A 13,379-nucleotide genomic window follows, 5' to 3' on the forward strand; every position below is an offset into this window, starting at 1 on the left:
AGATAAATGGAAGATAACGAATTAATTTACCCCTAGGTTAGCAGGAGCGGCTTGTTCGGCCGCTTCTTGCTCTTGTCTTAGCCTTTGCAATTCGTTTTTCAAGTTAGCTTGATTAGCGGGATTCTTAAGTGCAGCATCCCTATTGGCAGCGATTTGTGTTGCTTTTTCCTGGGCAAATTTAAGTCGTTGAGGATGTTCTTTAAATAAATCAGTCTTCTCAGGTTTGCCTTTGTCATCGTGTTTATATTTGGGTTCGCCATTCACTTCAATGGTTATTTTTTTAGGGTCAAAACCGGCCAAAATAGCGGATTCATAAGCTTTGCGGCCAATTTCTGCGGCTAATTTGGGATCTGTAGCATTGTTGACACGAATGGTAATGGATTCGCATCCACGAGCTTTCATTTCTTCGGCCATGCTGGTTATCGTTTCATAGATATCGGCGTCAGATTGGAACCATCGCCTAAACTGCGTACTGAGAGAGCCATCCTCGCCTGCCTGGAGAGTTTTACCCGATAGGGTAATGTGAGTTTGTAGTTTCGCTGGGTCAACATTTTTGAGTAGGGCTGAGCCTTTTTTGCCTGTGCCTATAGAAAGATTTTCACCATGTTGGTTGGCGTTTGCTGAAATGGCCTCAATTTCTTTGCTCAGCTGTTTAGAAAATATCGAGTTAGAAGAGATTGAGTATCTTTGCCCTAAGAAGGAAAGGCGATACCATTCTTGTTCAGCTCTTTTAAAAAGTTTGTTGGCGTCATCTTGCAGCGATTTTTCAAATTTTTTCAATTCTTCATTCTGCGATTTAGTCAACTCCGAAATCATTTCATTTTTAATTGCATTGAGTTGGGCATCACTGCAGCCGAGGGCTGTTTTCATTTCATTTCTGAATGCAACACTTTCAGGCCCCTGAGTCTCGTCAAATAGTTTGGTTAATTTATCTTTCTCTTGCGCATGTTGTGCTTTTATCGCGCTCACGGCAGTGTTTTTAGCGTCTAGCAAATAAGAACCGGCATCACAAAGAGTGTATTTCCCGGATTGTAAAAGAGTATTTAAATTGGCCAAGTTGGTGTTAAACGCTTTTTTTGCATTCTTATAGGGATCCGTTTCTTTAAGAGCACCAGCTATTTTATCTTTAGCTAAGGCAGCTTCTGGAGGAGCGGCTGCTTTTAATTTTTCAGCAATCGTTGTCCCATCAGGCGCTTTAACTTTAGCAAAGCCGTCAGCACCTTTTACTCGATTCGATTCGAAATCGTTAAAATTGTTGGTGCTGGGCAAACCGCCGCTGTCTTTAAGACTGCGTATGTAGTGGTTATACACTTTCTTTTTTTCAACGGTACTTTCTGCTTCAAGGTCGCTTTTAACTTTAAGATCAGCCATGGTTCACCTGCTAATAGATTTTGCGCACGTACAGTATATAAAAAGTATAACATTAAATGCTTAACTAAGGCTTAAGCGTTCTCCTTACCAAGCGGGTATTGCTGAGTCGCCAAAAAGTTCTTTCGCTTTATTTTTTACTTCTGGTGAATTCATCGCTTTAACAAACTCTTCCAATTGCGGTTTCTTAGCGCTGTCCCGTCGAATCACAATCAAATTAGCGTAAGGGGAATCTTTACCTTCAATAAAAATGGCATCCCGCGAAGGACTTAAGCCAGCTGGAATAGCAAAAGTGGTGTTAATGACTGCAGCATCAACATCATCTAAAATGCGTGGCAATTGTGCGGCATCGAGTTCTTTGATGACGAGGTGTTTAGGGTTATTAGTAATATCTGCCACTGTAGCCAGGCTAGCATTTTTTAAATCAATTAACCCAGCCTTTTGCAACAGTAAGAGGGCGCGCGCCTCGTTGCTTGGATCATTGGGTATTGCGACTGTGCCCCGTTCTGGTAATTGAGTTAGCGATTTGATTTTATGTGAATAAATTCCTGTAGGATAAACGAACGTTTTGCCAATGGGTTCTAAGTTGTAGCCATGAGCTTTAATAGCGGCTTGTAAATAAGGCAAATGTTGATAAACGTTAGCATCCAGGCTGCCGTCTTGCAGGGCTTCATTGGGTAAATTGTAGTCATTAAATTCAACAATTTTAATGGTTAAGCCATATTGTTTTTGCGCAACATCTTTTGCTACTTCTACTAAGTCTGTTTCAGGGCCTGCAATAGTGCCTACTGTCAAAGTATTAGGTGAAGGCTTGTTGCAAGCGACTAAACTTATTAACAAAACAAAAACACTGAAAATACGCATTAAACTCTCCAGAAATGATGAGTAATAACTTTAGGGGATATTGGCTAATTGTGCGAGTAATGACGCGCCAACCGATCTCCTCCCATTTGAATTAATTGAACAATCACGATTAAGATTAAAATTGTTGCTAACATTATCACCACATTAAAGCGTTGATAGCCATAACGAATGGCTAAATCACCTAAACCGCCTCCACCAACTGTACCTGCCATAGCAGAATAATTAACGAGAGTAATTGCTGTCACTGTGACGGCTTGAATTAACGCAGGAAAAGCCTCGGGTAACAAAATGAGGCGAATCATCTGCCAAGTACTGGCCCCCATTGAGAATCCGGCCTCGATTAAACCATAGGGCAGGGTTTGGTAGACATTGTCGACTAAACGAGCAAAAAAAGGAGTAGCTCCTAAAGTCAACGGAACCATGGCTGCATGGATCCCAATGGAGGTCCCAACTAAAAATCGAGTAAAAGGAATTAATGCAACCAGCAAGATAATGAAGGGAATCGAGCGGCTTATATTAATTAATCCGGAAATAAATCGACTGATCCAAGCATGAGGTTTAATTTTGTTGCTCGTAAAAAGAAGAGTACCTAAAGGTAGCCCTAGCAAGATAGCGAATAGTGTACTGGCAATAACCATGTAGAGCGTCTCACCGCTGGCTATTAGCAAATCATAGAACATTGTCAGTGACATAACCTAAAATCTCCACAGTTAGATTAGCTTCTTCGCAGCGTCCGATAAATCGCTCCAATAAAACTTCATTTGCTGTCAATTCAACGACTAAAACGCCACAGGTAACCGTATCAAATCGGTCGATATTAGCGAGAAGGATATTAATATCCAGGTGTAATTCACGACTCGTTTTGCTTATGAAAGGCACTGTTGCTGTTTCGCCTTGAAAAAACAAACGTAATAAAGGTTTATTATTTGGAATGTTAGATAAACTTGAGCTTAAGCAAGCAGGTAATTGAGGGCTCAATTGTGCATAAAGCATTGATTTTGCTACACTTTCTTGTTTGGCAAAAACATTAGATAGGGCAACAGTCTCGACAATCTCACCATTTTCCATCACTGCGAGGCGATGGCAAATTCGTTTCACTACCTCCATTTCGTGAGTGATTAATACGATAGTTATCCCGTAGAGTTTGTTGATTTTTTTAAGTAACTCAAGGATGGAATTTGTTGTTTCTGGATCTAAAGCAGAAGTTGCTTCGTCACAAAGTAAAATTTTAGGTGAGCAACTTAGGGCACGAGCAATAGCAACTCTTTGTTTCTGTCCGCCACTGAGTTGATGTGGGTAAGCATCAACTTTTGCCGAAAGCTCCACCAAGGGCAGCAATTCATCAATTTTATTTTTAATGGTTTCTTCATCAATCCCCTGAATACGCATAGGGAGGGCAATATTGTCATAAACCGTTTTGGAATTCAGTAAATTGAAGTGCTGGAAAATCATTGCCATTTTATGGCGGGCTTTCCGTAAATTACCGGGGGATAGTTCGGTAATAGTTTCGTTATCCACAATGACTTCACCGCAGTCGGGTTGCTCTAATAGATTGATAGTGCGCAATAAAGTGGATTTTCCCGCCCCACTTTTGCCTATTATGCCAAATATTTCACCTTCTTGAATAAATAAATTAACGCTGCGTAAAGCAACGGCTTCATTATAGGATTTTGTTAATCCGTTTAATTCAATCATCACATCAACCTAGGGTATACAGGATGCGGGGTGCTAAGAAAGTGAGGGAGGTACCCACCCGCTTTAGCCGTATTTACAAGAGCATGGTTTTTAAGCCACACAAATGAGCGCCCGCAAGCTGAGTTTCAAATCGGCGCAAGTAGGGATGATACTATAAAAAATGTTGTTCATCTAGGGTCTGTAGGCAGCTTCAGCAATTCTCGCTTTGAGAACTCAGCCCAGGCAAAGTTTGGAAGCCAAAGATTTTTTACATTTTTTTATCTTTTAATTTTCTCTTAATGTTCAGTATGTACAATTTATAGTCACTTTAGCGTCTATGTTATCCATTTGTTTAAATCACTTAGTAGTAAGAGGTACACATCATGAAAGGTAAGAGCGAATATAATCCAAAACATGAATCGCAATCTGTTCATTTTTTTGGTGGACTTGCAGCCGCTGTAAAATATGTCGTTACTGGTTCCCCTTTAGTTGCACCTCCATTGGACAATAAGTTTGATGCTCCAAACCGTCAGCATTTTCATGATGAATTAGAAAAAGTTTCGCAGAAAGAAGTAGTGAAACAATCTAAGCACGCTCAATATGAAATAGGCATGATGAAAGGACAAAATTATGCTCAGAATGGGTTGAGCCAATCTATGCCGAAGGAAAGCATTCCTGCTTTCATTAAACAAGTTGAAAAGCATGCCGAATTGGACGAAAAGGCAAGATCCAAAGGACAACCACACGCATCACCATATAAGCACGCTAAAGCGAATGTAGCAGCCCATCAAGAGCTTAAAAAAATATTTAAAGAAACGGGTTACACGAGCGGTTTCTTTTTGCATAGCACTGCAGAATTTCAAAACACCCTTATTAGAGATGCTAGTGATCCAAATCGCACTGTTTTTGATCATGCATCCTTCAAATAAGGCTCCACGTTTTCTTTACTACCCCACTTTATGTGCGGTATCCAGTGAGTAAGTTGGGTCATGTTTGGCCCAACATTACACTGGCTGAGTGGTTTCTGATCGGTTACAATAAGAAAATTAAATATACTGGACATTTTTTAATACAGCATCTAACCCTAGACTAAGGAATATTTATGTTTAGTTTTTTACGGAAATACAGCTCCTCACCTCCCTCCACAGATTCTATAAATAAAAATCAAGACTTTACTAGCCAAGACGAGGTCTTGCATAGTGTTAATCCTGAAAAAGGAGAAAAAGGTATTTGTTCACAAATGGCGAATCTTTTTACAAAATATCAAATTAGCTGCAGTTCTCCTGATTTTTTAAAGGGCAGCCCAGAAGAAATTTATAAGGCCTCACTTCAGGAGAGACGACACCAAGAGGAATTATTTGCAAAAGGGGAAGATGGACTTCATAGTGCTTTTGTTGATTGTAAAACACCTTATTTTTCTAGCAATAATCAATTAAAAGTCTCTGATCTTAATGAAGAGAGCCTACCCAAATTAGTTAGTGACACAAGACCCCATTATCTTGTTACCTATCCTATTAAAAATACAGATCAATTTCATCAGGTTGCTTTTGGAAAAACAAAAAAAGGAACTTGCTACTCTTTTAGCGCGAATTTTCCTCCTAAAGAACACTCATGTGACTCATTTAATGACATTGTGGAGGAAATGCATAAATTAGGTGATGAGGACAGTTATGTCACGGTCGCTGTCGCACATGGAAAGAAATAAGAGACATGCCCGCCGCTCTCTTTTACGTAAACGTGCCCGTGCCCAATAAAGCACCATTTCGGGCACGTAAAAGAGTAGGAAGAGGAACTATTACATCTTCGGTTTTTTAAGTTTATGTAATTTACCTTTCTTCAGAAAACAATAACCAAGTCCAAGAACCAAACCATAAACTAAATGGCCGATTAGGGGGGGGATATTGGCTTGTATACCTGCGAGATTCCATTTAGAAAATAAAGGTGCACCGGCAGTCAAAGTAGGCAGGAGAGTCATGGGGCCAGCAATCCACATCGCAATACCGAATAGCAGTCCTAAAAAGACTGCAGACCACCAGGAATGAATTAACCAGCCTAAAATAAGCGCAAAGGCAATACCTGCAATGATACTCACTATAAAATGAACAATTAAACCACCAAGTCTAGTCGGCCAGCCGATAAGACTCCCTAATGTTTCTGTCATTCCTCCAAGAATTAAAAAAAAGGCGAACACAATACCAGCGACCACTCCAGCAACTATCCCATTGCTGATCCCTTTCTTGTCATACATGTAACATCTCCTTATTAATGCTTATTACTGCCTGACTGTCTGCTTAATCTATTCAATGAGTCTGTAGTAAATGATTGTATTTAATAGGTATCTGCGTTTTTAGTATAGACCAAATCTAAAAGATACACCCTTTACTCCATTAACTCTTTGCGATTCTTAAAGTGTTCAAGCGCTTCGGGATTAGCTAGAGAACCAACATTATGCACTTCTTCTCCATGAACTACTTGACGGACAGCTACTTCAACAATTTTTCCGCTGATTGTGTGTGGAATATCTGCGACCTGGAGAATTTTTGCTGGTACATGGCGTGGGGAAGCATTATGCCGTATCGTCTGACGAATCGTATCCTTCAGCGAATCATTAAGCTCCACCCCTTCTTTTAGTTTTACAAACAGCACGACTCGAACATCTTCTTGCCAGTTTTGCCCGATAACAATACTGTCGAGAATTTCGGGAATTTTTTCGACCTGACGATAAATTTCTGCGGTGCCGATGCGCACGCCTCCCGGGTTGAGAACCGCATCTGAACGCCCATAAATAATGAGTCCATTGTGCGGAGTAATTTCGGCAAAATCGCCGTGAGCCCATACGCCCTCAAAACGCTCGAAATATGCATGCTTATATTTTTTTTTATCAGGGTCATTCCAGAAGCTGACGGGCATTGAAGGGAATGGCTTAGTGCAAACCAGCTCACCGCGTTCCTCACGAAGGGCATGGCCTTGCTCATCAAAGATTTCAACTGCCATTCCAAGCCCAAGGCATTGCAGTTCACCACGGTAAACGGGTAGGATGGGGTTGCCTAAGGCGAAACAAGAAACAATATCTGTGCCGCCGGAAATGGAGCTAAGTTGGACGTCAGGTTTAATGTGTTTATAAACGAAATCGTAATTTTTAGGCAGCAAAGGTGAACCTGTGGAAAGAATGGCTCTTAGAGTTTTTAAAGTAAATTGTTGACTAGGGATAACTCCAGCTTTTTCGACTGCAGAAATAAATTTAGCACTGGTTCCAAAAACGGTAATTTTTTCATCATCAATTAACTTAAAAAGTCGATCCGCACCGGGATAAGTCGGCGCGCCTTCGTAAAGGGTTAATGTGACTCCTAAAGCGAGTGCAGAGACCATCCAATTCCACATCATCCAGCCACAAGTGGTGTAAAAGAAAAGGTTATCGGCAGGAGTCAGATCGGTATGTAAACCCAGTTCTTTCAGATGTTGCAACAGGGTGCCCCCAGCACTGTGGACGATGCATTTAGGTTTGCCGGTGGTGCCTGATGAAAAGAGAATGTAGACTGGGTGATCAAAAGGTAATTGCTTAAATTCACAGTATTCTGCAGGTTCAAGAAACTTGTCCCAAACGACAGCGTTCTTTACTGGGCTTAAGTCTGGGTTACTGAAAATAATGGGGCAAACAATCACTTTGGTAAGGGTAGGGATTGCTTTGCTCATTTCGATAATTTTAGTGCTGCCGTCGTGTGTTTTACCCAAATATTGGTGCCCATCGCAAATAAAAAGGACTTTGGGTTCAATTTGTCCTAATCGGTCAAGGGCTGCTTGTGGTCCAAAGTCGGGGGAGCAGGAAGACCAAATAGCACCGATCGAAGTAGCGGCAAGCATGGCAATGATCGTGTATGGAACGTTAGGCATAATGGCTGCCACTCGATCACCGGTGACAACTCCCGCTTTTTTTAGCCCTTCAGCGCAACGAGCAACTAACCCATTGAGTTCTTTGTAGCTTAAAATTTGTCTGTCACCGTTTTCATTAACGCTAATTATCGCTGTGTGTTTGTCGTTACGAGATAATAATTTTTCAGCAAAATTGAATGTCGCTCCGCTAAACCACCGCGCGTTTATCATATGGTCATAATGATTGAGGGGTTCTTTTGCAGGAATAGTGAAAGTGAGACCAAAAAAATCAATCAGTGTTTGCCAGAAATCAGCTGGTTGATTGATAGACCAGGTATAAAGTTCTTGGTAATTCTTAAAGTGTTGTTGATGTGCTTGCTCTGCAAAACGCATGAATTGCCATATTCTGGTTTTTTCTGGCTGCTTGGGTTCCCATACTGATTTCATTGTAACTATCCTTGCTGATTGAGAATTACTTCTTATCGGTTATCTACCAATCCGAATAAATCTTTAGGTATTCATTGACGCTTGTCAATAAAAAAGTGTCATCGCGGCACGGTTGTCCCATTAAAAATGGGACGTCTTTTCCGTGCCCAGCGAAGAATCTCCTTGCAAGGGAAAGCCGGAATGATCTAATTAATCCCTCAGCTCAGTATGATAATGATGCACTCACAGGCTGTTGTTGTGTAATACAATGAATTCCGCCGCCCCCTGCGAACACATCTAATGCATCAATTTGGGTGATGTGATAATTTGGGAAGAGTTGGCAGAAGAGTTGATAAGCAGCCTTATCCTTTTTCTCATCACCAAAAGCAGGCATCACAATGCCTTGATTAGCCAAATAAAAATTAATGTAAGACAAAGTTAGGCGCTCGTTCCCCATATAGGAGGCAGAAGGCTGTTCTACAGTGAAGATTTCAAAAGGTTTTCCTTTGGCATCGGTTGCGGATTTCAGTATCTCTAAGTTTTCTTGCAAAATGGGATAGTTTTCATCCTGCTTATCATGGGTAATCAGGCAAAGCACTTTACCGGGACCGGCAAAGCAGGCTATTTCATCAATATGCCCATCGGTTTCATCCCCAATTAATCCTCTGTTTAACCAAATGATCTTCTCAGTGCCTAGATACTCATAAAGATAATTTTCAATTTCAGTTTGGGATAAATGGGGATTGCGATTGATGTTCAATAAACATTCTTTACTGGTCAGAACGGTCCCTTCACCATCCACATGAAATGAGCCTCCTTCCATCACTAAAGGGGCTTTAAAATGCTGAGCTTGGGTTTCGTGAATGATCGCCCCTGCAATTTGATTATCCAATGCACAATCTTGGTAATTGCCCCCCCAGGCATTGTGGATCCAATCAACTCCCGCTAACTTGCCTTGAGCATCTAATAGAAAAGTGGGACCAGTGTCACGGGTCCAGGAATCGTTAATGGGAAGGGTCATTAAACGAATTTGCTCTCCGCATAGTGATCGGGCTGACTCTTCATCCCCGGGATTAACAATCATGGTCACAGGCTCGTATTGAGCAATCGCTTTAGCCACGCGGGCATAGGCGTGACGTGCACGTTCAAATCCTATCAGCGCCCAAGTGTCTTGGTGACAAGGCCAAGCCATCCAGCACCCCGCGTGTGGATACCATTCAGGTGGCATACTAAATCCTGCTTGTTTAGGTGTAGTCATGGTTATCCTTTTACTTTGTTACTATCAAGGTAAGTTTGCTGAGTAAAAATGCTGCGTAGCTCATTGAGGTAAGCTTGAATTTTTTCGCTTGGTAAATCAGCACTAATGAGCTGTTTCTCGTAAGACAGGAGCAATTTCTTAGTATCAAAATGGGCTAAATTCAAGACATTAGTGACAGTATCCCCGCTCACTAAATCAGTAATCTCAAATTGGCCATCTCCGAGTAATTTTACATCGAGGGAATTGGTGTCACCAAAGAGGTTATGTAAATTACCTAAGATTTCCTGATAAGCACCCACGAGGAAGAAGGCGATATTAAAAGGGTTATTCTCATCATAAGGCGGCAGCATAAGAGTGGTATTTATGCAAGATTTACCGGGATATTCTTTGATTGTTCCATCTGAATCACAGGTTAAATCTTGAAGGATGCTGTGCATGGTGGGCTTTTCTGTTAGTTGCGAAATTGGGGCTACTGGAAAAATCTGGCCAATGGCCCAAGCATCAGGCAACGATTGAAAAAAAGAAAGGTTACAAAATATTTTTGCTGCCATGCGTTCATTTATTTGATTATGCAATTCACTGTCACTCGGGTTGTTTTCATCCAGTATTTGCTGGATTTCAAAACAAATTGCTGTAAAAAATTGTTCAACTTTTGCTTTTTCTTGCAAACTCATGAGACCGTGTTTAAAGAGAGAATGTGCTTCATCCAAAGAGTGGCTCGCATAATTGTAAATTTCAGAGGGTGAGCTTCCCGAAATGGATTGGTAAGTATCCCAAATATCACGGATAACATGGGAGTCTTCATCAGTAATAGGCGGTAAGTTTTTAGATCTTTTGACAGATTCAACGTCGGTAATATTCGTGACCAAAACAGCATGGTGCGCTGTGAGCGCCCTTCCTGATTCTGAAATGAGATTTGGCTCCGGCATGTTGGCTTCTTCACAGAAAGGGCGAAGCGCTAAAAGAATATTTGTTGCATATTCTTTGATGCTGTAGTTCATTGAACAATCCGAACTGGAATGAGTACCCTCGTAATCAACACCAAGACCGCCGCCTACATCGATGGTATTGATTGGGGCTTGCAAATGCCGTAGCTCGATGTAGTAGCGTGCTACTTCTTGCATGCAATGGCGAATATCATGAATATTGGCAATTTGCGACCCCAGGTGACAATGCATTAATTGAAGGCAATCTAGATAGTCCTTATCTCTTAATTGATTCACCACATCCAGAACTTGTTCAGCATTTAATCCGAATTTGGATTTAGCACCCCCAGTGTTTTCCCATTTACCCGCTCCTTTGGTGACTAACCTAATACGTAGGCCAATTTTAGGCTTGATATCTAGGCGTGCTGATTCTTTGAGAATAATATCGAGTTCGGAACGTTTTTCGATGACAATGAAAACCTCATGCCCCATCTGTTGGGCGATTAAAGCAGTGCGTATGTAGCAACTATCTTTATATCCATTACATACAATGGTGGAAGGAGTCTGGCCTAATAAGCCAATGACAGCCATTAACTCGGGTTTACTTCCGGCTTCTAGGCCAACAGAATACCCGGGCGCTTTCAAAATTTCCCTCACTACGCTGTATTCCTGATTAACTTTAATCGGATAAACCAGTTTATAGTTTCCGCTATAGTCATTTTCTTTGATCGCTTCCGCAAAAGCCTTATTTAGCTTCAGAACTCGATCATGCAAAATGTCAGTAAAACGAATCAGCAAAGGCAATTGCAGGCCAGCACGGCTTGCAGCATTAACAATCGTTTGTAATTCAACTCCTTTATCCGCAGGGTTTTTGCTTACTGCGATATTTCCGTTGGGGTTTATGTTGAAATAACCTTCCCCCCAGTTTTCTATGTTGTAGAAGTTATCATCAGATATGGCATTTATTGTCATTAAAGTCGTCCTAAATTGGATTTACGTGGCTTGAGTAACTCCTGATATGTCTCAGGTTCGCGTTGCATTGCAAAAGGGAATAAACGTCCCCATAGTGCGCGTTGGCTAAAATCCAATTCAGCGACTAATACAGCGGGTTCATTACGAGGGGCTTGCGCTAAAATTTCACCCATTGGGTTTGAAATAAAACTGCTGCCATAAAATTCAAGTCCATCTTCACAACCAATGCGATTAACAGCAACAATAAATGTGTTTGCCATAATACCTTGAGCCACCATGACTTTTTGCCACATGGGCTGACTATCAAAGCCGGGAGCTGTAGGTTCTCCGCCTATAGCTGTAGGGTAGACTAAAACTTCCGTCTCTTTTAGGCCATAAATTCGTGATAACTCGGGAAACCATTGATCATAGCAGGTGGGCAGGCCAAAACGATGCCCCGCAAGCGTGTGGACTGGGTAATCAGAGTCTCCGGGCTTAAAATAGTAATCTTCGTGGTATTTTTCTCCACTCGGAATATGCTGTTTACGAGTAGAAGCAATCAATGTACCTGATTCATCAAAGGCAACTGCTGTGTTATAGCCTGCTTTTTCAAAGAGCGATGCAGTAATAGTCACTCCAGCTGATTTAGCCATTGCTGAAACAAAGCGTGCAGTAGGGCCTGTAGCAATATCTTCCATGTAGGGGGTGGGATCAACATCATGACGTGTGCAGAAATAGGGAGAAAGCGTTAATTCTTGTAAACATACAATCTGGGCGCCTTGTTTGGCTGCAGCAAAAATACCCGAAGCAAGCCGATCTTGATGTTCGTTAGGGTTTTCACTCCATTTTTCTTGCACTAAACCTACTTTTAATATGTCTTTACTCATTTGTTATCTCGCTGTTAATTACGCAGTGTCCATAAAGGCCTGTTTCGAAGTGCGTACTTTATCATCAAAATTCTTTTTGGAAAATAAAAGAGTTAATTGCCCAACTTATAGACTATTAAAACTGGGAACTCGAACCGCGATGTGAGGGAGTGAAAGGAGTGCAGCAATTTATCTGCTTGCACTTGAGGGATTATCGAGTCTTTAGCAGAGAGTTAAAGCCATGGATTTGCTTTAAGGTTTATCGATTAAGCTTGATTAGCCATCAATGCATTAGCCACTTTCGACTGATTCTTTTTTCCTAAAGCTTTACAAATCATATCACCAGCAGCCACAATTTTAAAAATATCGACACCTGTTTCAATGCCCAAACCATGCAGAAGATAGAGGACATCCTCGGTAGCGACATTGCCAGTTGCCCCCCGTGCATAAGGACATCCGCCAAGCCCAGCTACAGAGCTGTCGAAACGATGGATCCCACATTCTAAAGAAGCATAAATATTTGCAATCGCTTGCCCATAAGTGTCATGAAAATGCATGGCTAATCGAGGGAGGGGAATAAGCTCTAAAATTTCGTTAATCACTGCTTTGGTTTGCTTAGGTGTGCCTACTCCAATGGTGTCGCCTAAACAAATTTCATTGACTGCGTCAAATGCCAATAATTGACGGGCGACCGATGCAACTTGCTTTGGACTAATACTGCCTTCATAAGGACACCCGAGCACACAGGAAATATAGGCTCGAACGCGAATATGGTGGGCTTGAGCTAAATTAAAAACTGGTTCAAAACGGTGGATGCTTTCTGCGATTGAGCAATTGATGTTGCGCTGATTAAATGTTTCGCTGGCGGCAGTAAACACAGCAATTTCTTTCACACCCACTTCAAGTGCTTTTAGCATACCGCGCTCATTAGGGACTAGCGCTGAATAATGGATATGAGATGCTTTATCAATTGCCGCAAATACTGCTTCATTGTCGGCAAGTTGTGGAATTGCTTTTGGTGAAACAAAACTAGTCACCTCAATGTTTTTCAAACCACTTTCACTCAGTAAGTTAATTAACTCCACTTTAGTTTCTGTGGGCAAAAAAGAAGGTTCATTTTGTAAACCATCACGTGGGCCTACTTCAACAATGGTGACTTTTTGTGGATAGTTCATG

At 41.4% G+C, this 13,379-nt stretch carries 12 protein-coding genes; 2 read left to right on the forward strand and 10 right to left on the reverse strand.

Features of this window, described 5'->3' with window-relative positions; translation table 11 throughout:
- Window positions 1-21: 21 nt before the first annotated feature.
- From LMI_RS04370 to LMI_RS04385, 4 genes are all read right to left on the reverse strand, one after another.
- Window positions 22-1,371: a hypothetical protein gene (locus tag LMI_RS04370; RefSeq protein ID WP_045098702.1), complete on the reverse strand. Its 1,350-nt coding sequence runs from the start codon at window positions 1,369-1,371 to the stop codon at window positions 22-24.
- An 84-nt stretch (window positions 1,372-1,455) separates the two neighbouring features.
- A complete protein-coding gene (locus tag LMI_RS04375) occupies window positions 1,456-2,232 on the reverse strand; it encodes a MetQ/NlpA family ABC transporter substrate-binding protein (protein WP_045098703.1) in 777 nt (258 codons plus the stop codon).
- A 44-nt stretch (window positions 2,233-2,276) separates the two neighbouring features.
- The gene (locus LMI_RS04380) at window positions 2,277-2,924 is read right to left on the reverse strand and encodes a methionine ABC transporter permease (RefSeq protein WP_045098704.1); all 648 of its coding nucleotides are present in this window, start codon (window positions 2,922-2,924) and stop codon (window positions 2,277-2,279) included.
- Window positions 2,902-3,927 (reverse strand): methionine ABC transporter ATP-binding protein, encoded by a 1,026-nt coding sequence (locus tag LMI_RS04385; RefSeq protein ID WP_045098705.1) that lies wholly within the window; start codon window positions 3,925-3,927, stop codon window positions 2,902-2,904. The genes LMI_RS04380 and LMI_RS04385 overlap by 23 nt, the downstream gene beginning before the upstream one ends.
- A gap of 362 nt (window positions 3,928-4,289) precedes the next feature.
- On the opposite strand from LMI_RS04385, the gene LMI_RS04390 reads away from it, so the two are divergent.
- Window positions 4,290-4,835: a hypothetical protein gene (locus tag LMI_RS04390; protein WP_045098706.1), complete on the forward strand. Its 546-nt coding sequence runs from the start codon at window positions 4,290-4,292 to the stop codon at window positions 4,833-4,835.
- A 173-nt stretch (window positions 4,836-5,008) separates the two neighbouring features.
- Window positions 5,009-5,611 (forward strand): hypothetical protein, encoded by a 603-nt coding sequence (locus tag LMI_RS04395; RefSeq protein ID WP_045098707.1) that lies wholly within the window; start codon window positions 5,009-5,011, stop codon window positions 5,609-5,611.
- A 90-nt stretch (window positions 5,612-5,701) separates the two neighbouring features.
- Here the strand turns inward: LMI_RS04395 and LMI_RS04400 are convergent, their stop codons facing one another.
- The 6 genes from LMI_RS04400 to LMI_RS04425 all read right to left on the reverse strand — a co-directional run bounded on the left by LMI_RS04400 (window position 5,702) and on the right by LMI_RS04425 (window position 13,378).
- The gene (locus LMI_RS04400) at window positions 5,702-6,154 is read right to left on the reverse strand and encodes a hypothetical protein (RefSeq protein WP_045098708.1); all 453 of its coding nucleotides are present in this window, start codon (window positions 6,152-6,154) and stop codon (window positions 5,702-5,704) included.
- A gap of 131 nt (window positions 6,155-6,285) precedes the next feature.
- Window positions 6,286-8,223, reverse strand: coding sequence for an acetoacetate--CoA ligase (locus LMI_RS04405; RefSeq protein ID WP_045098709.1), 1,938 nt, complete (start codon window positions 8,221-8,223; stop codon window positions 6,286-6,288).
- 202 nt (window positions 8,224-8,425) lie between these two features.
- Window positions 8,426-9,460: an agmatine deiminase family protein gene (locus LMI_RS04410; protein ID WP_045098710.1), complete on the reverse strand. Its 1,035-nt coding sequence runs from the start codon at window positions 9,458-9,460 to the stop codon at window positions 8,426-8,428.
- Between the two features lie 2 nt (window positions 9,461-9,462).
- Entirely contained in the window at window positions 9,463-11,358 is a 1,896-nt protein-coding gene (gene speA / locus LMI_RS04415) for a biosynthetic arginine decarboxylase (protein ID WP_045098711.1), read from the reverse strand.
- Window positions 11,358-12,224: a carbon-nitrogen hydrolase gene (locus LMI_RS04420; RefSeq protein WP_045098712.1), complete on the reverse strand. Its 867-nt coding sequence runs from the start codon at window positions 12,222-12,224 to the stop codon at window positions 11,358-11,360. The genes speA and LMI_RS04420 overlap by 1 nt, the downstream gene beginning before the upstream one ends.
- A 245-nt stretch (window positions 12,225-12,469) precedes the next feature.
- Window positions 12,470-13,378: a hydroxymethylglutaryl-CoA lyase gene (locus LMI_RS04425; RefSeq protein ID WP_045098713.1), complete on the reverse strand. Its 909-nt coding sequence runs from the start codon at window positions 13,376-13,378 to the stop codon at window positions 12,470-12,472.
- Window position 13,379 lies beyond the last annotated feature (1 nt).

This window comes from Legionella micdadei (assembly GCF_000953635.1).
Taxonomy (GTDB): Bacteria; Pseudomonadota; Gammaproteobacteria; order Legionellales; family Legionellaceae; genus Tatlockia; species Tatlockia micdadei.

Excerpts from the sequence above, each read along its gene's own strand:
- LMI_RS04370 (WP_045098702.1), bottom strand. The coding sequence starts at position 1,371 with ATGGCTGATCTTAAAGTTAAAAGCGACCTTGAAGCAGAAAGTACCGTT.
- LMI_RS04375 (WP_045098703.1), bottom strand. The coding sequence starts at position 2,232 with ATGCGTATTTTCAGTGTTTTTGTTTTGTTAATAAGTTTAGTCGCTTGC.
- LMI_RS04380 (WP_045098704.1), bottom strand. The coding sequence starts at position 2,924 with ATGTCACTGACAATGTTCTATGATTTGCTAATAGCCAGCGGTGAGACG.
- LMI_RS04385 (WP_045098705.1), bottom strand. The coding sequence starts at position 3,927 with ATGATTGAATTAAACGGATTAACAAAATCCTATAATGAAGCCGTTGCT.
- LMI_RS04390 (WP_045098706.1), top strand. The coding sequence starts at position 4,290 with ATGAAAGGTAAGAGCGAATATAATCCAAAACATGAATCGCAATCTGTT.
- LMI_RS04395 (WP_045098707.1), top strand. The coding sequence starts at position 5,009 with ATGTTTAGTTTTTTACGGAAATACAGCTCCTCACCTCCCTCCACAGAT.
- LMI_RS04400 (WP_045098708.1), bottom strand. The coding sequence starts at position 6,154 with ATGTATGACAAGAAAGGGATCAGCAATGGGATAGTTGCTGGAGTGGTC.
- LMI_RS04405 (WP_045098709.1), bottom strand. The coding sequence starts at position 8,223 with ATGAAATCAGTATGGGAACCCAAGCAGCCAGAAAAAACCAGAATATGG.
- LMI_RS04410 (WP_045098710.1), bottom strand. The coding sequence starts at position 9,460 with ATGACTACACCTAAACAAGCAGGATTTAGTATGCCACCTGAATGGTAT.
- speA (WP_045098711.1), bottom strand. The coding sequence starts at position 11,358 with ATGACAATAAATGCCATATCTGATGATAACTTCTACAACATAGAAAAC.
- LMI_RS04420 (WP_045098712.1), bottom strand. The coding sequence starts at position 12,224 with ATGAGTAAAGACATATTAAAAGTAGGTTTAGTGCAAGAAAAATGGAGT.
- LMI_RS04425 (WP_045098713.1), bottom strand. The coding sequence starts at position 13,378 with ATGAACTATCCACAAAAAGTCACCATTGTTGAAGTAGGCCCACGTGAT.